This window comes from Microbispora sitophila (assembly GCF_014892245.1).
Taxonomy (GTDB): Bacteria; Actinomycetota; Actinomycetes; order Streptosporangiales; family Streptosporangiaceae; genus Microbispora; species Microbispora siamensis.
Genome location: NZ_JADBGC010000014.1, coordinates 1 through 25,875, shown reverse-complemented (window position 1 = coordinate 25,875; position 25,875 = coordinate 1). Strand labels below are relative to the sequence as shown.

The following is a 25,875-nucleotide window of genomic DNA, read 5'->3' as shown; positions in this document are numbered from 1 at the left end:
CGAAACCCGCGTGAAAGCGGGTTGACAGTTGCTCGGCCGCTGATCATTTTAGGGGAGGGGTGTCCTCCCGCATCGGCCCGCCGGTAATGAAGCGATGCTCCTGCACACCATCGGTCCACTGCGCGCGGGTCCTGACGTTCGTCATGTCGCCGACGCGATACGTGGACTCCATGTTCGATCCGCAAGGAGGACGCCATGTCGCGACGAAGCACCCTGCTCCTCGGCCCGTTATCCACCATCCTCGCGCTGCTGCTGATGACCGCGCTGCCGCAACCCGCCCAGGCGTACACGCAAAGGGTTCGGGTCACGGTGGCGCAGTCCACCCTTGCCGTCGCCGGATCCTACTGCGTCCAGGCCACGGCAGGCATCGACCACCTCACGCCGGGCGTCTGGTCCGCGAACCAGGCGTGGGGGACGGCCTACGCACTCGAGGCGGACTGCGTCACCCCGAAGGTCATGAAGGCCAGGATGAACCTGCAGGTCCAGAGGTGGACTGGAAGCGTGTGGCGGTGGTGTGTAGGGGGGGAGGCCTGGGTGTATGGAACGACGGGCTCGGACGCCTTTGGCCCCACCGGGCCCAGCGTGAACTACAGCTACCATATCGGCGCGACGACGGAACTTGGGAGCACATTCTGTGGTGGGCCTGGCTGGTACCGGGCACAGGTGCGAGCACAGGTCTCCGTCTGGGACCCCTTCGCCGCCAGCTGGATCTGGAAGGGCGGCACCCTCTATTCGGGCAACGAGTGGGTGGAGTGAGCCCCCCGTCCGGGCGTGTGCGGCCTCGCGGATCACGAGATTGATCGTCCTCTCACCCACAGCTCGCGGGCGGGGCCAGGCCGGTGGGAGGAGGGCCGACAGGCGCGGCCCGGGCCGCCTTGACGGCGGCGCGCCCTCTACTTCTCACGGCCGGACCTCACCCTTCGCCGTTCACGGCGGGACATGGCGAGCTGGATGCCGTACGCGCCGTCGCGGCGGTGCGGGATCCACGCCCGCTCCCGAAGGGGCGGCCGTGCTGAGCCCACAGCGGCTGGAGGCGTTGTACCGGCAGTTGCGCACCGCGTTCGAGAACTCCAAGAACGAGCCAGGGGCGGCGGACTTCCACTACGGAGAGAGGAGATGCGCCGCCTCGGCCACAGGGACCCCACCTACCGCGCGCCTCGCTTGAGCGCTTCATCGTGACCGCCTACTGGCTGCTATCAGGCTACGGACTGCGGGCCTGCCGTGCGGTGACAGCCCTGCTGGTCGTGATCGGCCTGGCCACCCTCGGATTCGTCACCATCGGATTCGACCGCTCATCCATCACCGCCTACCGGGTGCTCCTCGCCGTCGGAGGCGGCGTCAACCGCTGACCCCGGCGTGGCACGGGACATGCGACCGGAGCTCGCCGGCGGCGATGCGAGGAGGCCGGGCAGAAGCGGGGGACAATGGCAACGGCACCGTTTCGACCAGGAGGCGTCACATGGGTGGGCGGATCAGGGAACACAGCGTGTGGCGAATGCCGCTCAGAATCGAAAGCGAGGAGATGGCATGAGCCCGCTGATCACTCCTGAGGAGCTCGCCGCGATCGGCGACGCCGCGATCCTCGACGTCCGCTGGCGGCTGGGCGGACCGCCCGGCGTCGAGGCGTACCGCGAGGGTCACGTCCCGGGCGCGGTCTTCTGCGACCTCAACGCCGACCTCGCCGCCCCGGCCGGGCCCGCCGGACGGCATCCGTTGCCCGCGCCGGAGGCGTTCCAGGAGGCGATGCGCCGCCTCGGGGTGTCCGAGGGCCGGCCGGTCGTCGTCTACGACGAGGCCGACTCGACGGCGGCGGCCAGGGCCTGGTGGACGCTGCGCTACTTCGGCCACGGCGACGTGCGCGTGCTCGACGGCGGACTGCGGGCCTGGACCCGGGCCGGGCTCCCGGTGACCAAGGAGGAGGGACCCGTCGCTCCGGGCGACTTCACGGCGCGGCCGGGCGGGATGCCCGTGCTCGACGCCGATCAGGCCGCCGCGCTGGCGGCCGACGGCGTGCTGCTCGACGCCAGGGCGGCCGAGCGTTACCGCGGTGAGGTGGAGCCGATCGACCCGGTCGCCGGGCACATCCCGGGGGCGGTCAGCGCTCCGACCACCGGGAACGTCGAGCCCGGCGGGCGGTTCCACAACAGGGAGTTCCTCCGCGAGCGCTTCAACAGCCTCGGGGCGGTCGAGGGCATGCCCGTCGGCGCGTACTGCGGGTCGGGGGTCACGGCCGCCCACGAGGTGCTCGCACTGGAGATCGCCGGGCTGCCGGCCGCCCTGTACGTCGGCTCCTGGTCCAACTGGGTCGCCGACCCCGCCAGGCCGGTCGCGACCGGCTGACGGGCTACCCGCGCCGCAGGTGCATCACCTGGTCCAATCGCCCGAAAAAGCTTGGCGCAACCGGCTCCCAACGACCGGTCGCGTCAGCCCGTGGCGAAGGGCGTGTCGCCGGCGCCGAAGCACACGAATCCCGGCACTGCCGACTTCTCGGACGCCTGGGCCAGCGCCTCGGCGGGGGAGCGGCCCTCGGCCAGCAGCGTATGGAAGAGCGTCATGAGCGCCGGCGCCTCGTCGTCGCGCACCGGCATCACACCCGCCACCACGCACGCGGCGTCCCCGTTGCGCGTGGCGCTGTCGAGGAAGGCCCCGGCGAGGCCCAGCGCCGCGCCGTCCACCGGGGCGTGGGCCATCCCGGCGTCGCAGGCCGAGAGCACGACGAGGCGGGGGATCCGCCGCGCGGTCAGCAGGTCGTAGGCCATGAGCGGCCCGTCGTCGAGTGTGATCTGCGACAGCATGGGCCCGCGCGGGCTGAACATCCCGTGGGCGGCGACGTGGAGCACGTCGGCCCGCTCCAGCGCGCGGAGCACCTCCGCCCTGGTGGCGCCGATGCGCCGCGCCCGCCCGTGCGCGGCGGCGACCATGTCGGCCTCGGCCGCGGCGTGGTCGAGCCCCGGTCCCGCGAGCGACAGCACCAGAGGGGTGTCGGCCGGGCCCGGGCGCGGGGCGAGCCACGCGGCGGCGTCGGCCGCCACCGACACCGGCCGGCCGCGCAGCGAGGGAAGCAGCGGCCAGGGCAGCGTGCACAACGCTCCGGTGGGCACGACCGTCACCGGCCCGCCGGCCGGGCTCCCCACTGACGTGAGCGTCCCGGGACCGGACAGGAGGACGCGGTCGAGCGCGGACAGCTCCCGGGCGACCGCCTCGTCCGCAGCGCCGGGGAGGGCGTCCGTGTCGCGCGGGGTGTCGAGCAGGGCGCGGCGGCGCAGGCCGTACCGGATCCGCACGGTCGCCTCCACCGCCGCCTGGTAGGAGCCGAGCACCCGCAGCGCGCAGCCCCCGGGGCCGGCCGTGACGGCGAACAGGTCGTCGCCGCGCCGCACCAGCTCCACGAGGAGCCCGGATCCGGCGGGCGGGACATCGTGCAGCACCGACGTGGGAGCCGGGGCGCCGCGCACGACCGCCCGCCATCGCTCGGCCCATTCGAGCACCGTCCGGGCGTCGCCCGTCCGCCGGGCCCGGTCGATGGAGATCTCCAGGCCGAGCGCGGCGAGATCCTCGGCAGGCCGCGCCGCGTGCACCCGCAGTTCCGCGTCACTTGCCATGTCGCGGGGACCGGCGTCACCGCCCGGGGCCCGTACGGCCTCGATGCCCCGAGCCGTGGCCGCCAGGGCCTGGTCGAGGTCCCCGTCCAGGCGGTGCCGCATCGCCAGCGCGTGCCAGCGTACGAGCGGGCGGACGGCGGTGGCGGCGACGCGGTCGAGCTGCGGACGGGCGTGCGCGATCGCGCCCAGCCGTACGGCCGCCGCCGCGGCGGTGAGCCGCAGCGCCGCCGAAGCCCCGGACCAGCCGCACGCCGCCAGGTCGTCGGCACAAGCGATCAGATCGGCCACCAGGCCATCGGCCCCGGCCGCGTCCTGCGCGCCGCCGACCGCCGTGTCGTGCGCGTGCGCGGGCAGGGGTGCGGTGCGTGCGGCCTGCGGGCCGGAGGTCTCCGCGAGGCGGGCTCGCAGGGCGACCTCCCTGGCCAGCGGCAGCCAGGCCGTCCTGCCCTGCGCGTCCAGCTCCGCGAGCGCGGTGCGCGCCGTCGTCTCGGCCAGCGGGGCGTCCCCGGCGAGGAGCGCGGCCTGGGCGAGCAGCAGCCGCGCGCCGGGAAGCGCCGCCTGCGCCCCGGCCGCCACCAGTTCGGGCACGGCCTGTTCGAGCAGCGTGCGCGCCTCGCCGGGCAGCCGCGCGGCCACCAGCGCCTCGGCGAAGTCGGTGCGCATCGCGGCGAGTCGTTCGGGGAAGCCGAACAGCGTGGTCTCGGCCGCCCGGTATCGCGCGAAGGCGGCGGCGATGTCGCCGCGCCGGGCGGCCACGAACGGCAGATTGCCCTCAGCCAGCATCGCGACGTGGTCGTGGCCGGCCGACCTCGCCACCCGGGCGCATTCGGCCAGGTCGGCCTCGGCTTCGCCGTACTGCTCAAGATAGGTGCGGGCGAGCCCGCGGTTCAGCAGCCCGCCCGCCCGGAAGCGAGGATCGTCGTCCAGCAGGCCGATCGCCCGGTCGCAGTGCCGTACGGCCTCCTCGTGCCGTCCCAGCAGGATCAGGGCGACCGACCGCTGCACGCCGAGCCTCGCCAGGTCCGCTCCCACGAGATCCCGCTCGGCGAGATCGGCGAGGCGCAGCCCGCCCTCCGGGTCGCCGAGCTGGGCCCGGACCGTGACGAGTGACATCCGGGCCTGTGCCACCCGGCGCGGGAACCCCCGCCCCGCCGCGATCGCCAGCTCCAGCCGCTCTCCGGCGAGTTCGAGGTCGCCCAGCTCGCGGGCCGCCAGCGCCGCCGCGCGCAGCGCCACCGAGGCCGCCTCGCCGCACGCGCCGGCGGTCAGATCCAGTACGGCTCTCGCCTCCGCGAGGGCCAGCCGAGGGTCGGTCGCGGAGAGCCGTACGGCGGCCTGGGCCCTGTCCAAGAGGTCCATGCGAGAAGTCACGGGCGGATGTGGATCCAGCGGGTGAAGACGGGCGGGTGACCGGGCCGGTGGCAGACGACGCTGACCCACCCGGGAGGCAGGCCGGCCACCGCGAAGTGGCCGCTGCCGGAGGGCACGCGGACCTTGGCGATGTGCGGGGTCCGCACCTCGATCCTGGCGTCCGGCCCGGGGAGGGGGGACACCTGACCGGCCACTTCCATCCGCCCGCCGGTGACGGTTGTTTCGATGTCGATGACCAGGCCGTCCGCGCGGAAGCGGCGGACGCCCGCCTGCGCCGTCCCGGCCTCGGGGGAGGAGCGGGTTCCCGGCGGCACGGGGAGGTCGACCGGCCCTGCGGGCACGCCTCCGGGCACCCGCAGGCCGAAGACCGCCCGGGCGGCGGCCGACACGCCCTCCGGCACGGGATCGGCGCCCGCTCCCATGCGCAGGGCCGCCAGCAGGTATTCCTCCCTCATCCGGTCTCCTCCTCCACGAGTGCGCGCAGACGGGCCATGCAGCGGGCCCGGGTGGGGCCGATGCTGCCGACCGGCAGGTCGAGGCGGACCGCTATCTGGGCGTACCGCGCCTCGGGATGGAGCACGTAGAGGCGGATGAGCGACCGGCACGGCTCGCCGAGCAGGTCGAGCCTGCGCCACACCTGCCTGCCGAAGTCGGCGTCCACCACCGCGGCCGTCGGGTCGGGCAACGTCGTGTCCGGCACGTCCAGGTCGGAGACCACCTCTCCGCGCGCCTTGCGGCTGAGCCGGGCCGCCTCGTGCCGGGTCGTGGTGACGAGCCACGCGCCGATCCGTTCGGGGTCGCGGATGGCGCCCGCGTTCTCCACGAGGCGGAGCCAGGCGCCCTGCACGGCGTCGGCCGCGTCGGCGGCGCTCAGCCCGAACGCCCGGGCGACCGCCCACATCCTGCCGTCGAATCGGGCGACCAGGTCCTCCCAGGCGGCCTGGTCGATGGTGGCGAAGGAGTTGTCTGTCGGCATCTGTCACTCTGCGCGCTCGGGGAGAAGCGTATGGTGACAGAGACCTTACCTATCTCCGCTCGTCACGACCACCCCGAGATCCACGACCCGCCGGCCGCCGTTGAGCAGGCGCCGTACGGCCCGGCCCGGTGGAACCTCCCGGCACAGGCGGGCGAGTGCCCCGGCGACGACCGCGGCGGCGAACGACGTGCCGCTCCAGACGGCGTAGCCGCGGAAGTCGCCGTAATCGAGGAAGCTGCTGGTCAGGCCGACGCCCGGGGCCCAGACGTCCACCCAGGGCCCGTACGCGGAGAAATCGGCCCTGGCCTCGCCGTCGAGCGCGCCGACCGCGACGACGCCGGGCAGGGCCGCGGGCCAGAACGGACGCGACGACGCGGTGTTGCCCGCGCACGCGACGACGGCGGGGAAGCCCGCGAGCGCCTCGGCCAGCCCGAGGGGCGGCGCGTCGTCGAAGGTGTGCCCGCCGAAGGAGAGGTTCACCACGTCGGCCCGGCCGCCGCGCAGCACGGCGAGCGCGCGCAGCAGCGCCGCCTCGTCGCTCACGCCGTCGCTGTCGAGGAAGCGGAGGACGCGCAGCCGGACGCCGGGCGCGTGCCGCAGGATCAGCCCGGCCACGAACGTGCCGTGTCCCGCCTGCCGGTCGCGCACGCCGTCGCCGTCCGCGTCGGGTGTCTCGGCGATGTCGTCGCTGTACCACCGTGCCAGCCACGGGTGCGGCGCCAGCCCGGTGTCGAGGACCGCCACGATGACCTCGCCCGGCTCGCCCGGCTCGTACGGCGGCGCCGCCGCGGGCACGGGCGGTCCGCCGGGCCCGCCGAAGAACAGCGGCTGGCCCGACAGGATGTGGTTGGGGGAGGCCGGGTGCCCGCGATCGCGGAGCGTGGCCGTGAGGTCGATCACGTCGGTGCCCGGCGGCAGCCGTACGCGGTGGAGACGACCGGTGCCGGGAAGGGGCTCGGCGGCCAGGGCCCACCGGGCGACGGCGGCGGGGGAGGAGGTCAGGAGTTCGTCCGGCCGGATGAGAACGGGCCGTCCTGGGAGGGGTTCGACAAGCCGGCTGCGCATCGGGGGGCCTTTCCGTGATGGTTACGGAACGCGTCCTTCCCGATTCAGTTGGTCGCCAAGCACCAATCGGTATGACCCCCCTCTGGTGCCGAGCTGCGACGGACGGTAGTCTCTCCTACAGTCATCCAACCGTGATCATTCCAAGTATGAGGCCGTTGGGGAAGGCGCACCTCATGCGAATTGGGAGGTCCGGTGGCTGCTGCTCGTGGCGTCCTGTACGTCCACTCGGCTCAGCCTGCGCTGTGCCCGCACATCGAGTGGGCCGTCGCAGGCGTTCTTGGCGTACCCGTCGACCTGACGTGGACCGCCCAGCCCGCCGCGCCCGGGACCCTGCGGGCCCAGGCCGAGTGGGAGGGGCGTCCCGGCACGGCGGCGGCGATCACGTCCTCACTCATGGGCTGGCAGCGCATCCGCTTCGAGATAACCGAGGACGCCTCGCCGGGCGTCGACGGCTCCCGGCACGCCTACACGCCGACGCTGGGCGCCTTCACGGCGGTCGTCGGCGCGAACGGGGACATCCTGATCCCCGAGGACCGGCTACGCAACGTGATGCTGATGGCGGCCCAGGGCCGAGTCGTCCTGGAGGAGGAGCTCGACCGCCTGCTCGGCAAGCAGTGGGACGAGGAGCTGGAGTCGTTCAGGTACGCGGGCGAGGGCGCGCCCGTGCGCTGGCTGCACGCGGCCGTCTGACGCCTTTTATGCGGATGGTGATAACAATCCGCCCTTGCGCCTTGTGAAAGCGACATAGAAAGTCGTCTTTTTCGCAGATATACCGGGACTCATTCACGTCCGCACCCCCCAACGCGGACCCGAGGAGGAGTCCATGAGCGTTCTTGCCCGGCGCCAAGTGATCGGCGTGGCGGCGGCGGCGCTGCTGGCCGGCTCGGCGGCGCCCGCCCAGGCGGCCGCCGCCTACGACTACCATCCGAGCGACGCCGACTGGGCCGACTGCCCACGGCTTCCCGCCGGCGCCACGCCCGACACCTGGAGCTGCATCTTCATCGTCACCGTGGGCGGCTCGATCAAGCTCGGCTCGATCACCCAGGACATCAGCGAGCCGCTGCGGATCACCGTGGCACAGGGCAAGCTCGCCGACGGCAGCACGGCCGCGGCGTTCGGCAGCGTCGTCGGCGGCCGGATGAAGGTGCCCGGCGGCCTCATCGGCAAGCCGTTCGAGGTGCCCAAGCTCACCGACGTGTACGTGGAAACCCAGGGCACCGGCAAGGTCGAGGCCGGCCCGATCTTCCCGACCAATGTCGGCGTCAAGATCCGGATGATCCACTCGCTGCTCGGCACGAAGTGCTACATCGGGAGCGACGCGGCTCCGATCGTGCTGAACCCCGAGGTCACCTCGCTGGACCTGACGTCGATCGACGGGACGCCGGTCTTCAAGGTCGCGGCCAAGGACACGACGTTCGCGGTGCCGAAGGCGTCGGGCTGCGGCCTCAACTGGGGCCTGGTCAACACCGCCGTGAACCTGCGGGCCGGTCTGCCCTCGCCGAGCGGCAAGAACGCGGCCGACTTCCAGTGGTTCGTCCGCGGCAAGTCCTACCTGGAGCTTCCCCAGCTCACGTCCTGACCTCGCCCGCACCCGCCCGGCCCGTGGCGTACGGGCCGGGCGGACCGGATCAGGCGAGGCCGTCCAGAGTGGCGAGGTCCTCGGGGGACAGGCGCAGCCGGGCCGCGGCCATGTTCTCCTCCAGATGGGCGAGCGAGGAGGTGCCGGGAATGGCCAGGGTGACCGGGGAACGACCGAGCAGCCAGGCGAGCGCCACCTGGGCGCGGGTCGCGCCGTATCGGCCGGCGACCTCGTCGAGCACGGCGAACTGCTCGGCCGAGGGTGCCATGCCGGGCGGGGCCTGCGACAGGTCCAGCCCGGGCCGGAGCATGCCGGCGGCGAGCGGGAAGTAGGCGGTGAAGCCGATGCCGGCGACCTCGCACGCGGCCAGGACGTCCGCGCCCGACCGGTCGAACAGGTGGAGCCGGTTCTGCACCGCCGCCACGGGCGCGATCGCGCGCGCCTCGGCCAGTTGCTCCCTCGTCACGCCGCTGAGTCCGAGCGCCCGGATCAGCCCGCGTCGGCGCAGCTCGGCCAGCGCCCCGAAGGACTCGGCGAAGGGCACCTCGCCGGGAAACAGCAGTCCGTCGCCGCCCACGCGCAGGTAGACGAGGTCGAGCCGGGCCCGGCCGAGCCGGACCAGGTTCTCCTCGACCTGCTCGCGCAGTTGCTCGGGCTTCGCGGCGGCCTCGAACCCGCGCCACTCGTCGCGGACCACGCCGACCTTGGTGGCGATGAGCAGGTCGTCCGGATAGGGGCGCAGGGCCTGCCTGATCAGGTCGTTGGCGACGTGCGGGCCGTAGAAGTCGCTGGTGTCGATGTGGGTGACGCCCAGTTCCACGGCCCGGCGCAGCACGGCGAGTGCGGCGGCGTGGTCTCGCGGCGGGCCCCACACGCCCGGACCCGGCAGTTGCATCGCGCCGTACCCCAGTCGCCGTACGGCCAGGCCGTCCGCGAGCCGTAGTACCTCGCCGGTGGGACCGGTGAAAACAGTCACTCAAGCCTCCTCATGCCGGCCGCGGCCTGGTCGCCGCGGCCACGGGAGAGGCGGACCTGGATCGACGCCGTGGTGATCGCGCCCTCGGGATCGCGGTCGAGCTTGTGCCGGCGCACCAGGTCGTGCACGCCCTGACGGGTGATGCCGAGCATCGCCGCGGCGACCGAGACCGGCACCGCGGTCGCGGCCGGGTGACCCGCGCGCCGGGCGACCGCCCGGCCCAGGGGCGTGCCCCACCACGCGGCAGGCGGGTCGAACGGCGCGTCGCCCGGATACAGCGCGCTCACCAGCCGGATCGCGAGGAAGGCGGCCGCTCGGTCGTCCTCGCCGCACAGCACGTCGGCCCAGGCCCGGCTCTTGACCGCGAGGAGCTCGCGCAGTCGCCTGTCCTCGCCGGACAGCTCGTCCGGCTCGAAGAGGATCTCCAGCGCGCCGAGCACCCTGCCGCCGACGACCCGGCACAGGTCCTCGGCCAGTTCACGGCGCTCGTCCATGCCCGCCTCCCTTCTACTTGACGACAAGCATCAAGTACTTGTCGTCGAGCGTCAAGTAGTCGATATCCGCTCTCCGAGAACGCGAAAGCGCCGGTCCCCGGATTCGGGGACCGGCGCTTCCGGTACGTCGTCAGAGCGGGATGTTGCCGTGGGCGCCGCGGGCCGGGGTGGCCTGGGCGAGCACCCGGGCGATCATGCCGCGCGTCTTGGCCGGCTCGATCACCTCGTCGATCACGCCGAGGTCGAGGGCGCGCTGGAGGCCGCCCGCCGTCTTCTCGTGCTCCTCGGCCAGCCGGGCCTCGAGCGCGGAGCGCTCCTCCTCGGGAGCGGCGGCGAGCTCGCGCCGCTTGAGGACGCGGACGGCCGCGACCGCACCCATGACGGCCACCTCGGCGGTCGGCCAGGCGAACACGCGGGTCGCGCCCAGTGCGCGGGAGTTCATCGCGATGTAGGCGCCGCCGAACGCCTTACGGGTGATCAGCGTCACCCTCGGCACCGAGGCCTCGGCGAACGCGTGCAGCAGCTTCGCGCCGCGCCGGACGATGCCGTCGTGTTCCTGGCCGACGCCGGGCAGGTAACCGGGCACGTCCACGAGCACCACCAGCGGCACCCCGAAGGCATCGCACATCCGAACGAACCGGGCGGCCTTCTCCGCGGAGGTGGAGTCGAGGCAGCCGCCGAGCCGCATGGGGTTGTTGGCGATGACGCCGACCGTGCGGCCACCGAGCCGGCCCAGGGTGGTGACGATGTTCGGCGCCCACTTGGGGTGCAACTCCACGCCGGGCTCGTCGAGCAGCCCGTTCACCAGCGGGTGCACGTCGTACGCGCGGCGCGGGTTCTCGGGGAGCAGGCTGCTGAAGTCGACCTCGTCCACCTCGCGCATCCGGCCCTGGTGGCCGAGCAGGCAAGCGAGCTGGCGGGCCCTGAGCAGGGCCTCACCTTCGCTCTTGGCGACGACGTGGACGACGCCGCTGCGCTTGCTGTGCGGCTCCGGCCCGCCGAGCGAGGCCATGTCGGTCTGCTCGCCGGTCACGCTGCGCACGACGTCCGGCCCGGTGACGAAGATGCGGCCGTTGTCGGCAAGGATCACGATGTCGGTCAGGGCCGGGCCGTAGGCACCGCCGCCGGCCACCGGGCCGACCACGACGGAGATCTGGGGAACGACGCCGGAGGCCTTGGTCATGGCGGCGAACACCCGGCCGACCGCGTGCAGCGACTCCGCGCCCTCGGCGAGCCGAGCGCCGCCGGAGTGCCACACGCCGATGATCGGCACCCGCTCGCGCACGGCCACGTCGTAGGCGTGGACGATGTGCTCGCAGCCCTCCGAGCCCATCGCGCCGCCCTGGACCCGGGCGTCGCTGCAGAACGCCACGACCGGCACGCCCTCGATGCGCCCGGTCACCGCCCGCACGCCGCTCTTGTCCTCGGGGGTGATCGGCCGGATCGAGCCCTCGTCCAGCAGGTGGCCGAGGCGCACCAGGGGGTCACGGGCGTCGACGGCGGCCGCTTCGGCGGCGTCGGCCACCGTTCTGCTGTCCAGCACTGTCATTCGAGACTCCCTTGTCAAAACGTCGTGAAGGCCACGGCGACGTTGTGTCCGCCGAACCCGAAGGAGTTGTTGATCGCGGCGAGCTGATCGCCCTCGAGCTTGCGGGGTTCGCCGCGTACGAGGTCGACCTCGATGCCGTCGGCCGGGTCGTCCAGGTTCGCGATGGCCGGCACGAGCCGCTCGTGCAGGGCGAGAATGGTGAAGATCGACTCGATGCCCCCGGCGCCGCCGAGGAGGTGGCCGGTCATCGACTTGGTGGCGGTGACGATCGCGTGGCCGCCGATGGCCTCCTTGATCGCACGGGCCTCGATCTCGTCGCCGAGCGGGGTCGACGTGGCGTGGGCGTTGACGTGGACGACGTCCGACGGGGCGAGGTCCGCATTCCTGAGGGCCCGGAGCATGGCCTCCCTGCCGCCCTTGCCGTCCGGGTCCAGCCCGGTGATGTGGTAGGCGTCGCTGGTGTAACCGGCTCCGGCCGCCACGGCGTAGATGCGGGCGCCGCGAGCCAGGGCGTGCTCCTCCGACTCCAGCACCACGATGCCCGCGCCCTCGCCGAGCACGAAGCCGTCGCGGCCCTTGTCGAACGGGCGGGAGGCGCGCTCGGGCTCGTCGTTGCGGGTCGACATGGCCCGCGCCGCGGCGAACGACGCGACGTTCAGACCGTGGATCGCCGCCTCGGTGCCGCCGGCGACCACGATGTCGGCCCGGCCGGAGCGGATCATGTCGATGCCGTAGCCGATGGACTCGGCGCCGGTGGCGCAGGCGCTGACCGTGGCGTGCGCGCCGGCCTTGGCGCCCAGTTCGATGCTGATCCAACCGGCCGAGCCGTTGGGCATGAGCATGGGCACGGTGAACGGCGACAGCCGGTTCCAGCCCTTCTCCCGGTAGAGGTCGTAGGCGGACAGGATCGTTCCGATGCCGCCGATGCCGCTGCCGACCACCACGCCCAGCCGCTCCCCGTCCACCTCGGGGGCGCCCGCGTCCTGCCAGGCCTGCCTGGCGGCGATCAGGGCGAACTGCTCGGCCCGGTCGAGCCTCCTGGCCTCGGGCCGGGGAAGCACCTCGCCGGGATCGACGGCCGCCACACCGGCGAACTTCACCGGCACGGTGTCGACCCAGTCCTCGGTGAGCGTGCGGATGCCCGACCGCCCCTCGAGGAGCGCCGACCAGGTCGATGCGACGTCTCCACCGAGGGGCGTCGTCGCGCCGAGCCCGGTGACTACGACACGTACCCGGTCCTTACTCACTTGTCTGCACTCCTCTTGGTATCGGGGCGTGAAAGGGGGCCGGACGCGCCCTGTCGCCTCGCCGGAGGCGGGGCGGGCACGTCCGCGCGGCCGTCGTGTGACCTAAGGTCCTAGGCCTGGATGAAGTTGATGACGTCCTTGACGGTCTTCAGGTGCTTGAGCTGGTCGTCGGGGATCTCGACGCCGAACTCGTCCTGGGCCGCGACGGCGATCTCGACCATGGAGAGCGAGTCGATGTCCAGGTCGTCCACGAAGCTCTTCTCCGGCGTGACCTCGTCGGCCGAAATGCCGGTGATCTCGTTGATGATCTTGCCGAGGCCCGCGAGGATCTCCTGCTCGGTCAGTGCCATGTCGCGACTACTCCTTGGATTTGCTGTCTTCCGGGTTTCCTGGGTTGCCCCAGCTGTGTACGGCAGGCCGTACACGTTCCTCAGGGGATCTCGATCACCTGGGAGGCGTAAGTGAGGCCGGCGCCGAAGCCCAGCAGCAGGGCCAGGCCCCCCGACTGGACCTCGCCGCGCTCGATCATGCGCGAGAGCGCGAGCGGGATCGACGCGGCGGAGGTGTTGCCGGCGAGCACGATGTCCCTGGCGACGACGGCGTTGTCGGCGCCCAGCTTGCGCGCGATGGCCTCGACGATCCGCAGGTTCGCCTGGTGCGGGACGAAGGCGGCCAGGTCGGCGGGGTCCACGCCCGCACGTTCGCAGGCGAGCTTGGCCACCGGGTGAAGCGCGGTGGTGGCCCAGCGGAACACCGTCTGGCCTTCCTGATGGAGGAAGGACCGGCGGTCCTTGATCATGATCGCCTCAGCCTTGTCGCCGGCGCTGCCCCAGGCGACCGGGCCGATGCCCGGCCGGTCGGAGGGGCCCACGACCGCGGCGCCCGCGCCGTCGGCGAAGATCACGACGGTCGACCGGTCTTCGCCGTCGACCCACTGGGTGAGCTTCTCGCTGCCGACGACCAGCACGTTGGTCGCCGAGCCCGACCGCACCGCGTCGGAGGCGGCGGCCAGCGCGTAGCAGAACCCGGCGCAGGCGGCGTTGAGGTCGTAGGCGCCGGGGGCGGTGATGCCGAGCCGGTGGGCGACGCGGCCGGCGGCGTTGGGAATCGGGGCCTCGATCGTGCAGGTCGCCACGATCACCAGGTCGATGTCGTCGCTGGACAGGCCGCTGGCCGCCAGGGCCTTGCCGCCCGCCTGCACCGCGAGGTCGATCTCCGACTCCTGCGGGCCCGCCACGCGGCGTTCCTTGATGCCGACGCGACTCTGGATCCACTCGTCGTTGGTGTCGAGCCGGGCGGCGAGGTCGTCGTTGGTCACGACCTGGGCGGGCTGGTAGCCGCCGAAGGCGAGGATCCTCGCCGCGGGGGCGCCTTGACCGAGCCTCACTTCAGCACCTCCCGGGCGGTGTCCAGGTCGTCAGGGGTCTTGAGCGCCACGGTCTTCACACCGGGCAGGGCCCGCCGGGCCAGGCCCGTCAGCGTGCCGCCGGGCAGCAGCTCGATCACGGCGGTGACGCCGCGCTCGGCCATCGTCGCCATGCAGGCGTCCCACCGGACCGGGTTGGCCACCTGGTTCACCAGCCGGTCCAGGAACTCGCCTCCTCCGGCGACGGCCGCGCCGTCGGAGTTGGACAGCAGCGTGACCGACGGGTCCGCGGGGGTGAGGGCCGCGGCCTCGGCGCGCAGGTGGTCGACGGCGGGCGCCATGTGGACGGTGTGGAAGGCTCCGGCGACCGCCAGGGGGCGCACCCGCGCCTTCTCCGGCGGCTCGGCCGCGAAGGCCTCCAACTGCGCCCGGGTGCCGCCCGCGACGATCTGGCCCGCGCCGTTCCTGTTGGCGGGGGTCAGCCCGTGCTTGGAGATCGCGGCGAGCACGTCCTCCTCCGAGCCGCCGAGCACCGCGCTCATGCCGGTCTCGGTGACGGCGGCGGCCTTGGCCATGGCCCGGCCGCGCTCGCGCACCAGGGCGAGGGACTGCTCGGGGGTCAGCACCCCGGCGATCGCCGCGGCGGCGAGCTCGCCCACACTGTGCCCCGCGACCATGTCCGGCCGGACCCCGAGCGTCTCGAACGACGCCAGAGCGGCCGCCACGAGCAGGGGCTGGGCCACGGCGGTGTCGCGGATCTCGTCGGCGCCGGCGGTCGTCCCGTACGTCACGAGATCGAGCTCCACGATCTCCGACCACGCGGAGATACGGTCGCGGAACTCGGGGATCTCGAGCCACGGACTGAGGAATCCTGGGGTTTGGGCGCCTTGGCCCGGAGCGACGATGACGAGCACGTACTCAACCCTGCCCTGTAGAGGTTCACCACACTGATGGAGATCCGAACGAACTTTGTGGCCGCCGCGTTGTGGGGTCCCTACAGTTTCGGTGTCGAGGAGATTAAGGCACCCGGCTCAGGTTACGGACAGGCGCCCGAGTATGAGACCCACTTGGAGGGTGAATGCGGACCGCCCCTCCGTGGGCTGGTACCCGGTCAGTTCCGTGATCTTACGTAGACGGTACCGCACGGTGTTGGGATGGACGAACAGCAGCCGGGCCGTCGCCTCGAGAGAGGTCCCCTGCTCCAGGTACGTCGCGAGCGTGTCGAGCAGCGGGGTCCCGGCGAGCGGCTTGTAGACGTTCTCCACCAGCTGGGCCCGGGCGTCCTCGTCGCCGTCCAGCGCGCGCTCGGCCAGCAGATCCTCGGCGAGCACCGGGCGCGGGGCGTCGGGCCAGCCGGCGGCGGCACGCAGGCCCGCGATGGCGGCGCGGGCCGACCTGGCCGCCGCGTGCAGGTCGGGCACCTCCGGCCCGATCACGACGGGCCCGGGGCCGAAGCGCGCCACCACGCCGCGCGCCGCGTCCTTGACGCCGTCCGCGCCGCCCACGATGACGATGAGCCGGTCGCCCTGCACTCCGGCGAGCAGCTCGTGGCCGAGGCGCCGCCCCTTGTCGCGCAGCCCGTCGATGACGCTCTGCGGGTCCTCGTCGGGGGCGTACCCGGCGAAGACGACGACCGGCGCGGAGGTCCAGCCGAGCGCGGCGGCCCATGAGTGGAGCCCGTCGTCGACCTGGCCGCGCACGAGCGCGTCCACGATCAGCGCCTCCAGCCGGGCGTCCCAGGAGCCGCGCGCCTCGGCCTCCCTGGCGTACACCTGGGCGGCGGCGAAGGCGACGTCGCGCGTGTAGCGCAGCATCGCGTGCCGCAGCAGCTCCGCGCCGCCGGGCGCGGCCAGCTCCTCGACCTGGGCCTCGACGACCTCGACGACGATGCGGACGAGGTCGACCGTCTGCTGGAGCGACACGCTGCGCTTGAGCTCGCGCGGCGCGGTGCCGAAGAACTCGATGCTCGGCGTGGGCCGCCCCTCGCCCGCGTGGCCGAACCACTCCACGAACGCCGCGATGCCGGCCTGCGCCACCAGGCCGACCCACGACCTGTCCTCCGCCGACAGCGCGCGATACCAGGCCAGCCGCTCTTCCATCCTGGCCATCGCGGCCGTCCCGAGGCTGCCCATGGCCCGGTCGAGCCGCCGCGCCGTGTCCTCCCGGATCTTGTCGCTCATCGGCACACCGTCTCCGGTCATCCGGACGACGTCGTCGCCCTGCCCGTCCGCACGCACCTGTCCGCCGTTCCACGCGCCCCGCTCGCTCACGCCCTCTAGCGTGCCAGGTCATCACGGTGATCGTGCCGTACGGGGGTGTGGACGATGTCGCCGCAGGTCGGAACGGCGGCCCGCGGCCTCAGGAGCCGATGCGGTGCAGGACGACGATGTCGTCCCGGTCGAGTCGCAGCTCGTAGCCCTCGTTCAGGTAGCTGTCCACCACGCCGCGCAGGTCGTTGTTGACCGAGGCCACGATCCAGGGCGTGCCCCGCTTCTGGTAGTCCCACCACAGCACGGTCGTCCGGCCGGACAGCCGCGCGCCGAAGTCGTCGGTCGCCTCCACCACCACGCCGTCGGGGACCATGCTCATGGCCTGCTCCCGGGCCTCCGTACGCGGGTCGGGATGGTAGAAGTCCGGGCTCATCAGGTTGTCGAACGGCCGGTAGGGGACCGTGGTGACCGCGACCGCGAAGACCGCGGCGGCGTAGGCGAGCCGCAGGCCGTGCCCGGGGCGCGGCACCCCGCGCCGCTCCAGCCACCGGATGAGCCGTGCCGCGCCGTCCACCCCGGCCATCAGCAGGATCACCACCACGAACGCGTCGTAGTGCCAGCCGGTCGACCACCAGTTGTCCGAGTCGGCCAGCAGCCGCTCCAGGATCAGCGGCAGCGCCGCCAGGACCAGCGGGGACAGCAGGCACAGGAACAGCGCCGGCCACAGCAGCAGGCCCCAGGTGTCCCACTTCGAGTGGTCGTCGAAGAGCATGGCCACGAACTGGTGCGGCCGCGTGACGGCGCTCCACAGCATCTGCGGCAGGTCCTCGCCGAGCTTGGAGTAGCGCGTGTAGTACGCCGGGTTGCCGCCCGCCAGGGGGATCACGAACTTGCGCACCACCTCGAACGCGGCCACCCCGGTGAAGACCAGCCCGGCGCCGAGCCTGCGCTGCCCGGTGAGGAACAGCCAGACGCCGAGGCCCGCCACCATGAGGCCCAGGTCCTCCTTGGTGAGCAGCAGGCCGAGCACCGCGAGCAGGCCGGGCAGCCGCCGCCCGGCGTGCAGCCGTTCGACGGCGATCGCGCTCAGCAGCGGCACGAAGGCCACCTCGTGGAACTCCACCGCCGTCGCCTGCGCGATCGGCCAGGAGATGGCGTACGCCACGGAGACGAGGTAGGCGTGCGGCGTGCCCAGCACGCGGCGGGTGAACATCCACACGAACGGGATGGCCAGGGCGAACAGCACGGCCTGCGTCACGAGCAGCGTCTCGGGCCCGTCGTGCAGCCAGTAGAGGGGCGCCAGCACGGCCAGGATCGGCGAGAAGTGGTCGGCGAGCTGGATGTAGTCCATGCCGAGGCCGCCGGTGACCCCGCGCAGCGGCACCGTGGGCGCCGAGAAGTGCGAGTATCCGCGCACCGCCTGGTCGAAGATGACCAGGTCGTAGGTGCTCACCTGGAAATGGGCGAACCTGAGCAGGGAGAGGGTCCAGTTCAGGGCCGCCGACAGCGCGCAGAGCACGGACAGCGCGATCAAGTGGCGGTGCGACCTCCAGAACCTCCGCGCGACGGGGCCCGGGGCCGCCTCGCCGTCCGGCCGTTCCTCCGGTGCGACGGCGGCCGTGGCGCCGACTGTGTCTCCGGGCTCCGCCTCGCCGGCTGCCCGGGTGCCTGCGGTGTCTCCGGGCTCCGCGACGGCCGTTCCGTCCACGGCGGCTGCCTCCAGTGTGTCGTCGGGGTCGCTGCCTTTCCGGGGTGGCTCCTCCGCCGGTTGCCCGGACGTCGCGGTCCCCGTGATCACGAGGAGGAGAGTAGGCCCTTCGGGCGGGAACGGTCTATATGCGCGTATCCCCGGAAAATCCTCGCCGGGACGCCCGATGCTCCCACCTGGGCCTCCTCCCGTGTGCCGATGAATCTTTCACCGGCACGGGACGACGTCCGTGCGCGTCGGATGACCCGCGGCGAAGCGAGGATCGTCCGACCGGCCCTTGCGGGGGTCCGGGGTCGTCCCCTGGTGTCGGCGGGTCAGATGACGGCGACGGCCGTGATGAGGCCGATGAAGAAGTGCGTCACGCCGAGGAGGACGGCGGCGGGCTGCAGCGTGGTCTCGCGGACGAGCTCACGCACCGAGATGCCGGCGACCTTGTCGAAGGCCACCATGCCGAGCGTCTGCACGGCGATGCCCACCAGGCCGAACACGAGCGTCGCGAGCAGCCCCTCGCGCAGCGCGCCGCCCGACGACCAGATGGAGGCCGCCACGACGAGTCCGACGCCGGCGACGCTGGAGGCGGCCAGCACCGTGGCGTTGGGATTGCGGTCGGTACGGATGATCTTGCTGAGGCGCCCGGGCGTCGCCAGGTCCACGACGTAGAACCCGGCGACGAGCAGCAGCACGCCCAGGATGGCGTACGCGAGGATCGCCAGGGCGCCGTGCGTGAGCACGTCGGCGATGGAGGTGGCCCCCGCGTCGGGCGGCAGGAGAGGCTCTGGAGTGGGCATGAGGTTCGCTTTCAGCCGTGGATGCGATGGGGGACGAAAGAGGACGTGTCGTCGGTGACGAGGCCGGAGGTCTCCCGGATGCCGAGCCCGGCCGACTCGTCGTCGACCATCCACGCCCCGAGCACCGGACGCCAGCCGTCGAAGTCCGGCAACGGCAGGAACTCCTGGTAGACGAATCCCTCCCTGCCGTAGTCGCCCTCGGTCTCCACCTCGACGCCCGGTGCGGCGATCCGCATCGAGGCGCCCTCGCGGCCGAGCAGCGGCTTGCGCACGTAGCCGGGTCCGCCGGCCAGCTCGCGGGGACCGTCGAGGTAGGCGGGCAGCAGGTTCGGGTGGCCCGGGTACAGCTCCCAGAGGATCGCCAGCAGGGCCTTGTTGGACAGCAGCATCTTCCACAGCGGCTCGATCCACGTCATCGAGATCTGCTGCGCGAGCGCGTGCGGCGCGAACGGCTCGGCGACGATCCACTCCCAGGGGTACAGCTTGCACAGCGTGCGGACGACCCGGTGCTCCATGTCGACGAAGCGGCGGTTGAGCGCGTCCCAGCCGATGTCCTCCATGGCGATCGCCGCCGTGACGAGCCCGGCCTGCTCCGCGGTCTCCTGGAGGTAGCCGATGGTCATCGCCTCCTCGCCCGTCTCGTCGGCGCTGGTCCACGCGAAGTGGGCCGGGCCCGTCTGGAGCGTCAGGGACTTCCAGCGGTCGATGAGGCGCTCGTGGATCGAGTTCCACTGGTCGTCTTCGGGATACACGTCCTTCAGCCAGAACCACTGCACGACGGAGCTCTCGACCAGGCTGGTCGGGGTGTCGGCGTTGTACTCCAGCAGCTTGGCCGGTCCCGTGCCGTCGTAGCGCAGGTCGAACCGGCCGAAGACGTGCGGGTCGCGTCGCCGCCACGACTCCGCGACGGCCGCGCGGCAGTGGGGCGGGATGCCGAGGTCGGCGAACCGGTCGGAGGCCACGATGTGGTCGGCCGCGGCCAGGCACATCCGGTGCAGTTCCTCGACCTGCTCCTCCAAGGCGAGGACCTCGTCCATCGTGAAGACGTAGTGGACGCTCTCGTCCCAGTAGGGCCGGGTGAGGCCCTCGGGGTGGGCGGAGCGGTGGAACGCGAGCCCCTGTGACTCGATGAGGGCGGCCCAGTTCTCCCTGGGCGCCGAGGTCAGCCTGCGCACGTTCCGGCCCCGCTCAGCCGCCGCCGCCGGAGTGGAAGCCGAAGCCGCCCCGCTGCACGACCCGCCCCGACCGGGTCGTGATCTGGGCGTCGGCCGGCCGGACCGTCGTGCCGCGGTAGACCCTCCCGCCGCTGTGGGTGCCGCCGTAATACCAGCGGTACGCGCCGTGCGAGCCGGAGTAGTGGCTGTGGCCGTCGTCGTCGTCGCAGTAGTCGTCGTCGACGACCAGGTACGACCCGTCCGGGTTGAGCGTCGAGGTGTCCACGCAGTCCGCGCCGACCTCCTCGTAGTCGTCCTGCGCCGCGCAGAAGCCGACGACGAGCACGGACAGCACGCCCAGGGTGCCGAGCTTGATCGCCGTGGAGGACTTGATGCCGCTCGAGGGCGGCGGCGTCTCCGGCCGCGGCGTGCCCATGGCCATGGGATGGGTGGGCAAGGAGGAGCCGTCGGGTGGCGTCGTCTTCGGTGGGGGGCTCTCCCCGGGTTCTGCCAATCGGGCTCCTGCTGTCGAGATCGGCACACATTATCGTCTCGCTGGACGAACGGGACAGGCCGCCGCGGGGTTCCTGATCGGTCTGTTATGTCCGCCCGGCTGAGATGCCGTACGCCGGGTAGCGTCCCGGATGTGGATCCCGTCGAGGCACTGAAGCGCATCGCCTTCCTGCTGGAACGGGCCGGCGAGCCGACCTACCGCGTGCGCGCCTTCCGGGGCGCCGCCGCCGCGATCGAGTACCTGCCCCGGGAGGAGCTGGTACGGCTCGCGCGCACCGGCGGCCTGACCGACATGCGGGGCATCGGCAAGGTCACGGCCCTGGCCATCACCGAGGCGCTGGACGGCGCCGTGCCGACCTACCTGCGGCGGCTCGAGGACACCAAGGACGTCGACCTCGACGAGGCCGCGCAGGCGCTGCGGTCGGCGCTGCGCGGCGACTTCCACAGCCACTCCGACTGGTCGGACGGCGGATCGCCCATCGAGGAGATGGCCGACGCCGCCCGCGCGCTCGGTCACGAGTACCTGGCGCTGACCGACCACTCGCCCCGGCTGACCGTCGCGCACGGCCTGTCCGCCGACCGGCTGCGGCGGCAACTCGACGTGGTCGCCGAACTCAACGAGCGGTACGCGGGGGACGGCGGCCCGCCGTTCCGCATCCTGACCGGCATCGAGGTGGACATCGACACCGACGGCTCGCTCGACCAGGAGCCGGAGCTGCTCGAACGGCTCGACGTCGTGGTGGCGAGCGTCCACTCGCTGCTGCGGATGGACGCCGCGGACATGACCCGGCGGATGGTCACGGCGGTGGCCGACCCCCACGTGGACGTCCTCGGGCACTGCACCGGCCGGGTCGTACGCGGACGGGGGCGGCCGGAGTCGCGGTTCGACGCCGAGATCGTCTTCGAGGCGTGCCGGAGTTTCGGGGTCGCGGTGGAGATCAACTCCCGGCCCGACCGGCTCGACCCGCCCAAGCGCCTGATGCGGCTGGCGTACGAGATGGGCTGCGAGTTCGCGATCGACTCCGACGCGCACGCGCCAGGCCAGCTCGACTGGCAGCGGTTCGGCTGCGAGCGCGCGGCCCTGTGCGGGATACCGGCGGAGCGCGTCCGCAACACCCGTCCCTGGGGGACTGCTGCGGACTTGGGGTGATAGTCCTGTGGCGTCCGAGTGAGGTGTGTTGGGCGGGTTTCGTCGGACTGATCGACGTAGCGTCGAATCATGAAACGCCGCGACGCGCTGGTGAAGGAGCTGGAATCCGCCGGATGCCTGTCGGCCCGCGAGCTCGCCTCGCGCCTCGGGGTCAGCAAGAGCACCGTCGTGCGCGACGTCGCGAAGCTCCGGGAGGCCGGTGTCCCGATCCGGCTCGACCAGGGCGGGTACGCGCTCGCGGGCCCCGACGCCGTGAAGCGCGCCATCGACAGGGCGCTGCGCTGGCGGCACGTGCTGCGCCTGGAGTACGTCAACAGCAAGGGCGTGCCCACCGTCAGGGACGTCGAGCCCAGCATCTGCCTCGGTGGCCGGGGCGGGCACTGGTATCTGGTGGCCTGGTGCCGGCTGCGTGACGACGTGCGCGTCTTCCGGCTCGACCGGATCTCCTGGGCCGAGGTCATGGACGAGCGCTTCCCCGAGCCGGGCCGCGACCGCCTGGCCGAGCTCGCCGAGGCCGTCGGCGGCTGAGCCGGCCGTCCGTTGACTGCTCGCGGCGCTGGGACGCGGCGTGCGTACGGCTGGAGACGCGGGCGGCATGGCCGGGACCGGGCGCGGCCGGCGGGAGTCGTCAGGGCGTGCGGGTCCGCGACCCGGGTGGACGGGCGCCGGTCGGATGTCCGTGCCGACGTGCGTCGATGCGAGGTAGTCGAACGCGTCAGCGAGAAATGTCGGTGGGGTGGCCTACCCTCTGCGGCGTGAACCGTACCGACCGGCTCTATGCGATCGTCGAGGACCTGCGGGCGATCTCCCCGCGCTGCCGGTCCGCGCGTGAGCTCGCCCTGCGCTTCGAGGTGAGCTCGCGGACCATCGAGCGGGACATCTCCGCGCTGCAGCAGGCCGGCGTGCCCATCTACGCGGAGGTCGGGCGCAGGGGAGGGTACGCGCTGGACAAGAGCATGTCCCTGCCCCCGCTCAACTTCACCCCCGCCGAGGCCGTGGCGGTGGCGATCGCTCTCAGCCGCACAGAACAGCAGCCCTTCGCCGACGAGGCGCGCAGTGCGCTGCGCAAACTCGTCGCCGCCATGCCCGGCCCGGAAGGGGAGCGGGCCCGGCAACTGGCCGCCCGGGTGCAGATCCTCACCGAGGACAAGCCGGAGTCCCGATACACCGGGTCGATCGGGCGGGTCATCGAGGAGGCCCTGCTCAAGGGCGTCGTCTTACGCATCCACTACGGCGACGCGCAGGGTGTGCTGACCACCAGGAATGTGGAGCCCGGGGCGTTCGTCGGCGGGCGGAGCGGGTGGTGGTACCTGGTGGCCTGGTGCCGGCTGCGCGACGCCGTCCGCGTCTTCCGGCTCGACCGGATCGCCGAGGCCGTCCTCACCGAAGATCCGGTGCCCGGCCGGCCCCTGGAGGCGTTCGACGCCGGCGTGCCCGACATGATCGCGCGGACGCCGGTGCTGGACTGACCACTGATTCGAAAATATGTTCGTGGATTTCTGGAAACACCGACAGGGGGGTGTCGCCGAAGGGCGGGAGGCTCTACTCACGCGACGACGGACCCCGCCACGGTCGATCGAGCGCCTTCCCCGCTCGTCACGCCGCCCGCCATCCGCAGATGGAGCACGAGCGCCGTCGCGCGGGAAACGAGCGTCCACAGAAGGCAACAGAGAAAGAGACCGACGATGACCACTCCCGCCGCCCCCGCCGTCAACACGGTCGCCTGGTTCGAGATCGCGAGCGACGACCCCGAGGGCGTCCAGCGGTTCTACGGCGACCTGTTCGGCTGGCGGTTCCGGACCGACGAGGACTCGGCCGCCGTGGGCATGGACTACCGGCTCATCAGCTACGACCGTGACGGCGAGGTATGTGGCGGCGTGTTCGGCACCCGTGGCGACATGCCGGGCCATGCCGTCTTCTCCGTGCTCGTGCGGGACGTGGCCGAGACCTGCCGGAAGGTGGAGGCCCTGGGCGGGAAGGTGCTCAGCCAGGTCGTGGGCATCGAGGGCGCCCCCGACTTCGCCTACCTCCACGACACGTCCGGCAACCTCTTCGGCGTCTTCACCCCGGCAGGTTCCTGAGGCCCGCGTCCCGTGGTCGCCGATCTTCATGCCGGCGGTTCCCGCTCCTGGGCGGTGCCGGCAGCCGAGGCCGCTGACAGGTGAGCGACGCTCGGCGGAGTCAACTTCTGATCTTCACGCCGGCCGGTCTCCGATCCGATGGGTGGCGCGGTGACCGAGGCCGGTGACGCAGAGCCGAGTGATGACGCTGGAGCGAGCAAATTTCTGATCTTCGCGACGGCCGGTGCCTGACCGGCCGGAGCGTACCCAGGCCGTCCGAGCGCCCGCCGGGATCCCCCCTCCCGTGCTTCCCCTGCGGCGCCTTCCCCCGGGCCCTTCCCCTCCGGGCCGTCAGGGCGCTCGGACGGCCATCCCCCGCCTCCGCCGGCCGGGTGGGGTCCGCCGGCCGCCCGTTCGAGGTGCCGATACGGGCGGCCGGCGGCGGTGCATCGCCACGTGCGCGATGGCGGTGCCAGGCAGCCGGCGGTCGTGGCCGGGTCGTGGATCGCGCCGCATTCAGTGCCGGCTGTACAGGTTCTTGCGACGGGCGAGGACGATCCAGGCCGCGACGGCGACGGCCGCCGCGAAAGCGATGAGGCCGATCTTGAGCGGCGTCGAATCGTCCGCCTCTTGTGCGGACGCGGCCGCCGCCCTGTCCACCGTCTTACCCGTCGCGGATTCGCCGGCCGCAGCCTGGTCGGGCGCGGGGCCGGTCGCCGCCGCCTTGTCCGGCGCGAGCGTGGTCGTCGCCGCCTGGGGCACGGCTGCGACCACTCCTGCCTTCACCTTCACCGTCTTGCTCGCCTTGGAGGGCTCGGTCGCCTTCACGGTGACCTTCCATTCGCCGGCCGGCAGCGGCTCGGCGGCGTGGTAGAGGTTCTGGCCCTCGGGCGCCGACCTGAGCGGCACCGGTCCGAAGGTGCGGCCGTCGGTGGATTTGGCGGCCAGCGTCGCCACGACGATCGCCGTGACGGGGTGGTCGTCCTCCTTATAGGTGACCAGGACGTTGACGTTGTCCGCGCCGTCCCCGGTCACCTCCAGTTTGATCGGTCCGCCGTGGGCGGAGGCCGCCGGCGCGCCGAGCATCAGGGCGAGCCCTGCCAGCAGGAGGGCCATGGTGTAGCGCAATGCCTTGTTCACGAGTCGTGGTGCCCTTCGTGTTCGTCGTGGTTTCCCTCGGGTTCGGAGTCCGGGGTGAGCACTCCGTCGCCGGGCGCGGCCGGCAGGTACACGTGCTGATGTCCGTAGCCCGCGTCGATGTTCACGGCGTCGAGTGCGGTGGCCCCGACCGACCAGGTGAACAGGGCGCCGGTGCGTTGCCGTGCGGCGAGGTCCAGCACGGCCGAATGGCTCGGCCCGGTGAGCTCCCGCGCGGTCGCGTAGGTGTCGACGGCGGTGGCGAGCTGGCGCACGGCGGAGGCGAGAGTGGACCGCGCTATGTTGGTGGCGGTCTCGCCCGAGGGCGGGTCGGCGAAGCTTTCGACGGCGGCGTCCGCCGTCTGCCGCCAGCTCGCGACGTCGCCGGAGGTCACCACGGCCGGGCCGGCCGTGCCGTCTGCGGGCATGACCCGGTTCAGGCCCTCGAGCACGGGACGGAGCCGGTCGCCGGTGGAGCGGGCCAGCTGGGTGAGTTCCTTGATCTGTGCCTTGTCCCGGAGGGCGGCCTCGACCCGGAGCCGGTCGGCGATCTGCTCGACGGACGTCGGCCGGGTCAGCGCGAAGACCAGACCGCCGGCGGTGAGCGCGCCGATCATGAACGCGGCCGCGAAGCCGAGTGCCCGGTTGCGGGCCGGACGCCGGTCCGGCGTCGGTCGTCTGGGTGGTCGGTTGATGGTCGCCACCTCCTGAGGGGCGGATAACGCTGATCGGGTGGAATGGGGGGCCCATGACACGTGTCGCGGGGAGCGTCGATCCGTCCGCGCGTTCAGGTGTTCACGCCCCGAGTGGTGTGCCGCGGCCGCTGAGGATGATCAGCTTCTCGATGCGTCTGCGGCGCCGGCGGCTGGTTACGCGGATGGTGAGGAAGGCCAGGATGAGGAGGGCGAGGAGGGCCAGTTGTGGCCATGG

General features: G+C 72.5%; 27 protein-coding genes. 9 read left to right on the top strand and 18 right to left on the bottom strand.

Features of this window, described 5'->3' with window-relative positions; translation table 11 throughout:
* Nucleotides 1-195 precede the first annotated feature (195 nt).
* The 3 genes from IL992_RS25110 (at nucleotide 196) to IL992_RS25100 (ending at nucleotide 2,340) form a co-directional block, all read left to right on the top strand.
* Nucleotides 196-756 (top strand): hypothetical protein, encoded by a 561-nt coding sequence (locus IL992_RS25110; RefSeq protein WP_193205841.1) that lies wholly within the window; start codon nucleotides 196-198, stop codon nucleotides 754-756.
* Between the two features lie 419 nt (nucleotides 757-1,175).
* Complete coding sequence (locus IL992_RS25105) at nucleotides 1,176-1,349, top strand: hypothetical protein (protein ID WP_193205840.1); 174 nt, start codon at nucleotides 1,176-1,178, stop codon at nucleotides 1,347-1,349.
* A gap of 178 nt (nucleotides 1,350-1,527) precedes the next feature.
* Complete coding sequence (locus IL992_RS25100) at nucleotides 1,528-2,340, top strand: sulfurtransferase (protein ID WP_193205839.1); 813 nt, start codon at nucleotides 1,528-1,530, stop codon at nucleotides 2,338-2,340.
* A gap of 83 nt (nucleotides 2,341-2,423) precedes the next feature.
* Here IL992_RS25100 and IL992_RS25095 read toward each other — a convergent pair whose 3' ends face one another.
* From IL992_RS25095 to IL992_RS25080, 4 genes are read right to left on the bottom strand one after another with little or no spacing between them, the layout of a single operon-like run.
* Nucleotides 2,424-4,961 (bottom strand): CHAT domain-containing protein, encoded by a 2,538-nt coding sequence (locus IL992_RS25095; RefSeq protein ID WP_193205838.1) that lies wholly within the window; start codon nucleotides 4,959-4,961, stop codon nucleotides 2,424-2,426.
* An 8-nt stretch (nucleotides 4,962-4,969) separates the two neighbouring features.
* The gene (locus IL992_RS25090; RefSeq protein WP_193205837.1) at nucleotides 4,970-5,428 is read right to left on the bottom strand and encodes a hypothetical protein; all 459 of its coding nucleotides are present in this window, start codon (nucleotides 5,426-5,428) and stop codon (nucleotides 4,970-4,972) included.
* Nucleotides 5,425-5,949, bottom strand: coding sequence for an RNA polymerase sigma factor (locus tag IL992_RS25085; RefSeq protein ID WP_193205836.1), 525 nt, complete (start codon nucleotides 5,947-5,949; stop codon nucleotides 5,425-5,427). Before IL992_RS25085 ends, IL992_RS25090 begins: the two co-directional genes overlap by 4 nt.
* Nucleotides 5,950-5,994: 45 nt before the next feature.
* Complete coding sequence (locus tag IL992_RS25080) at nucleotides 5,995-7,014, bottom strand: S8 family peptidase (RefSeq protein ID WP_193205835.1); 1,020 nt, start codon at nucleotides 7,012-7,014, stop codon at nucleotides 5,995-5,997.
* 192 nt (nucleotides 7,015-7,206) lie between these two features.
* Between IL992_RS25080 and IL992_RS25075 the strand changes: the two genes are divergently transcribed.
* Both IL992_RS25075 and IL992_RS25070 read left to right on the top strand, forming a co-directional pair.
* Nucleotides 7,207-7,704, top strand: a complete 498-nt coding sequence (locus IL992_RS25075; RefSeq protein WP_179155579.1) for a DUF3145 domain-containing protein — start codon at nucleotides 7,207-7,209, stop codon at nucleotides 7,702-7,704.
* A 133-nt stretch (nucleotides 7,705-7,837) separates the two neighbouring features.
* The gene (locus IL992_RS25070; RefSeq protein WP_193205834.1) at nucleotides 7,838-8,593 is read left to right on the top strand and encodes a hypothetical protein; all 756 of its coding nucleotides are present in this window, start codon (nucleotides 7,838-7,840) and stop codon (nucleotides 8,591-8,593) included.
* Nucleotides 8,594-8,642: 49 nt separating this feature from the next.
* Here the strand turns inward: IL992_RS25070 and IL992_RS25065 are convergent, their stop codons facing one another.
* From IL992_RS25065 to IL992_RS25010, 12 genes are all read right to left on the bottom strand, one after another.
* Complete coding sequence (locus tag IL992_RS25065; RefSeq protein ID WP_319018805.1) at nucleotides 8,643-9,569, bottom strand: aldo/keto reductase; 927 nt, start codon at nucleotides 9,567-9,569, stop codon at nucleotides 8,643-8,645.
* Nucleotides 9,566-10,063, bottom strand: coding sequence for a hypothetical protein (locus IL992_RS25060; protein WP_193205833.1), 498 nt, complete (start codon nucleotides 10,061-10,063; stop codon nucleotides 9,566-9,568). The genes IL992_RS25065 and IL992_RS25060 overlap by 4 nt, the downstream gene beginning before the upstream one ends.
* 130 nt (nucleotides 10,064-10,193) lie before the next feature.
* Nucleotides 10,194-11,612 carry an acyl-CoA carboxylase subunit beta gene (locus IL992_RS25055; RefSeq protein WP_193205832.1) on the bottom strand — a complete coding sequence of 473 codons (1,419 nt, stop codon included), beginning with the start codon at nucleotides 11,610-11,612 and terminating at the stop codon, nucleotides 10,194-10,196.
* A 14-nt stretch (nucleotides 11,613-11,626) separates the two neighbouring features.
* Nucleotides 11,627-12,859: a beta-ketoacyl-ACP synthase II gene (gene fabF / locus IL992_RS25050; RefSeq protein WP_193205831.1), complete on the bottom strand. Its 1,233-nt coding sequence runs from the start codon at nucleotides 12,857-12,859 to the stop codon at nucleotides 11,627-11,629.
* A 110-nt stretch (nucleotides 12,860-12,969) separates the two neighbouring features.
* Nucleotides 12,970-13,209 (bottom strand): acyl carrier protein, encoded by a 240-nt coding sequence (locus IL992_RS25045; protein ID WP_079320816.1) that lies wholly within the window; start codon nucleotides 13,207-13,209, stop codon nucleotides 12,970-12,972.
* 80 nt (nucleotides 13,210-13,289) lie between these two features.
* Entirely contained in the window at nucleotides 13,290-14,246 is a 957-nt protein-coding gene (locus IL992_RS25040; protein WP_193205830.1) for a beta-ketoacyl-ACP synthase III, read from the bottom strand.
* Nucleotides 14,243-15,139 (bottom strand): ACP S-malonyltransferase, encoded by an 897-nt coding sequence (locus tag IL992_RS25035; RefSeq protein WP_193205829.1) that lies wholly within the window; start codon nucleotides 15,137-15,139, stop codon nucleotides 14,243-14,245. Before IL992_RS25035 ends, IL992_RS25040 begins: the two co-directional genes overlap by 4 nt.
* 117 nt (nucleotides 15,140-15,256) lie before the next feature.
* Complete coding sequence (locus IL992_RS25030; protein ID WP_226873781.1) at nucleotides 15,257-16,426, bottom strand: PucR family transcriptional regulator; 1,170 nt, start codon at nucleotides 16,424-16,426, stop codon at nucleotides 15,257-15,259.
* A 157-nt stretch (nucleotides 16,427-16,583) separates the two neighbouring features.
* Nucleotides 16,584-18,233 (bottom strand): DUF2079 domain-containing protein, encoded by a 1,650-nt coding sequence (locus IL992_RS25025; RefSeq protein ID WP_193205828.1) that lies wholly within the window; start codon nucleotides 18,231-18,233, stop codon nucleotides 16,584-16,586.
* Between the two features lie 224 nt (nucleotides 18,234-18,457).
* Nucleotides 18,458-18,931: a DUF350 domain-containing protein gene (locus IL992_RS25020; RefSeq protein ID WP_193205827.1), complete on the bottom strand. Its 474-nt coding sequence runs from the start codon at nucleotides 18,929-18,931 to the stop codon at nucleotides 18,458-18,460.
* Between the two features lie 11 nt (nucleotides 18,932-18,942).
* Nucleotides 18,943-20,106: a glutathionylspermidine synthase family protein gene (locus tag IL992_RS25015; RefSeq protein ID WP_193205826.1), complete on the bottom strand. Its 1,164-nt coding sequence runs from the start codon at nucleotides 20,104-20,106 to the stop codon at nucleotides 18,943-18,945.
* A 13-nt stretch (nucleotides 20,107-20,119) separates the two neighbouring features.
* On the bottom strand, nucleotides 20,120-20,599 hold the full coding sequence (locus IL992_RS25010) for a hypothetical protein (protein WP_226873755.1): 480 nt from the start codon (nucleotides 20,597-20,599) through the stop codon (nucleotides 20,120-20,122).
* A 132-nt stretch (nucleotides 20,600-20,731) separates the two neighbouring features.
* Here IL992_RS25010 and IL992_RS25005 point away from each other — a divergent pair, with 132 nt between their 5' ends.
* The 4 genes from IL992_RS25005 to IL992_RS24990 all read left to right on the top strand — a co-directional run bounded on the left by IL992_RS25005 (nucleotide 20,732) and on the right by IL992_RS24990 (nucleotide 23,829).
* Nucleotides 20,732-21,748 carry a PHP domain-containing protein gene (locus tag IL992_RS25005; protein WP_319018804.1) on the top strand — a complete coding sequence of 339 codons (1,017 nt, stop codon included), beginning with the start codon at nucleotides 20,732-20,734 and terminating at the stop codon, nucleotides 21,746-21,748.
* A 69-nt stretch (nucleotides 21,749-21,817) separates the two neighbouring features.
* The gene (locus IL992_RS25000; RefSeq protein ID WP_193205824.1) at nucleotides 21,818-22,276 is read left to right on the top strand and encodes a helix-turn-helix transcriptional regulator; all 459 of its coding nucleotides are present in this window, start codon (nucleotides 21,818-21,820) and stop codon (nucleotides 22,274-22,276) included.
* A gap of 227 nt (nucleotides 22,277-22,503) precedes the next feature.
* Nucleotides 22,504-23,217 carry a helix-turn-helix transcriptional regulator gene (locus tag IL992_RS24995; protein ID WP_193205823.1) on the top strand — a complete coding sequence of 238 codons (714 nt, stop codon included), beginning with the start codon at nucleotides 22,504-22,506 and terminating at the stop codon, nucleotides 23,215-23,217.
* A gap of 216 nt (nucleotides 23,218-23,433) precedes the next feature.
* A complete protein-coding gene (locus tag IL992_RS24990; protein ID WP_193205822.1) occupies nucleotides 23,434-23,829 on the top strand; it encodes a VOC family protein in 396 nt (131 codons plus the stop codon).
* A gap of 495 nt (nucleotides 23,830-24,324) precedes the next feature.
* Here IL992_RS24990 and IL992_RS24985 read toward each other — a convergent pair whose 3' ends face one another.
* Both IL992_RS24985 and IL992_RS24980 read right to left on the bottom strand, forming a co-directional pair.
* On the bottom strand, nucleotides 24,325-24,948 hold the full coding sequence (locus IL992_RS24985) for a hypothetical protein (RefSeq protein ID WP_193205821.1): 624 nt from the start codon (nucleotides 24,946-24,948) through the stop codon (nucleotides 24,325-24,327).
* The gene (locus tag IL992_RS24980; protein WP_193205820.1) at nucleotides 24,945-25,649 is read right to left on the bottom strand and encodes a hypothetical protein; all 705 of its coding nucleotides are present in this window, start codon (nucleotides 25,647-25,649) and stop codon (nucleotides 24,945-24,947) included. Before IL992_RS24980 ends, IL992_RS24985 begins: the two co-directional genes overlap by 4 nt.
* Nucleotides 25,650-25,875 lie beyond the last annotated feature (226 nt).

Bases quoted from the DNA above. Each gene is read 5' to 3' on its own strand.
- IL992_RS25110 (WP_193205841.1), top strand. From the start codon at position 196: ATGTCGCGACGAAGCACCCTGCTCCTCGGCCCGTTATCCACCATCCTC.
- IL992_RS25100 (WP_193205839.1), top strand. From the start codon at position 1,528: ATGAGCCCGCTGATCACTCCTGAGGAGCTCGCCGCGATCGGCGACGCC.
- IL992_RS25095 (WP_193205838.1), bottom strand. From the start codon at position 4,961: ATGGACCTCTTGGACAGGGCCCAGGCCGCCGTACGGCTCTCCGCGACC.
- IL992_RS25090 (WP_193205837.1), bottom strand. From the start codon at position 5,428: ATGAGGGAGGAATACCTGCTGGCGGCCCTGCGCATGGGAGCGGGCGCC.
- IL992_RS25085 (WP_193205836.1), bottom strand. From the start codon at position 5,949: ATGCCGACAGACAACTCCTTCGCCACCATCGACCAGGCCGCCTGGGAG.
- IL992_RS25080 (WP_193205835.1), bottom strand. From the start codon at position 7,014: ATGCGCAGCCGGCTTGTCGAACCCCTCCCAGGACGGCCCGTTCTCATC.
- IL992_RS25070 (WP_193205834.1), top strand. From the start codon at position 7,838: ATGAGCGTTCTTGCCCGGCGCCAAGTGATCGGCGTGGCGGCGGCGGCG.
- IL992_RS25060 (WP_193205833.1), bottom strand. From the start codon at position 10,063: ATGGACGAGCGCCGTGAACTGGCCGAGGACCTGTGCCGGGTCGTCGGC.
- IL992_RS25055 (WP_193205832.1), bottom strand. From the start codon at position 11,612: ATGACAGTGCTGGACAGCAGAACGGTGGCCGACGCCGCCGAAGCGGCC.
- IL992_RS25045 (WP_079320816.1), bottom strand. From the start codon at position 13,209: ATGGCACTGACCGAGCAGGAGATCCTCGCGGGCCTCGGCAAGATCATC.
- IL992_RS25030 (WP_226873781.1), bottom strand. From the start codon at position 16,426: ATGACCGGAGACGGTGTGCCGATGAGCGACAAGATCCGGGAGGACACG.
- IL992_RS25020 (WP_193205827.1), bottom strand. From the start codon at position 18,931: ATGCCCACTCCAGAGCCTCTCCTGCCGCCCGACGCGGGGGCCACCTCC.
- IL992_RS25000 (WP_193205824.1), top strand. From the start codon at position 21,818: ATGAAACGCCGCGACGCGCTGGTGAAGGAGCTGGAATCCGCCGGATGC.
- IL992_RS24990 (WP_193205822.1), top strand. From the start codon at position 23,434: ATGACCACTCCCGCCGCCCCCGCCGTCAACACGGTCGCCTGGTTCGAG.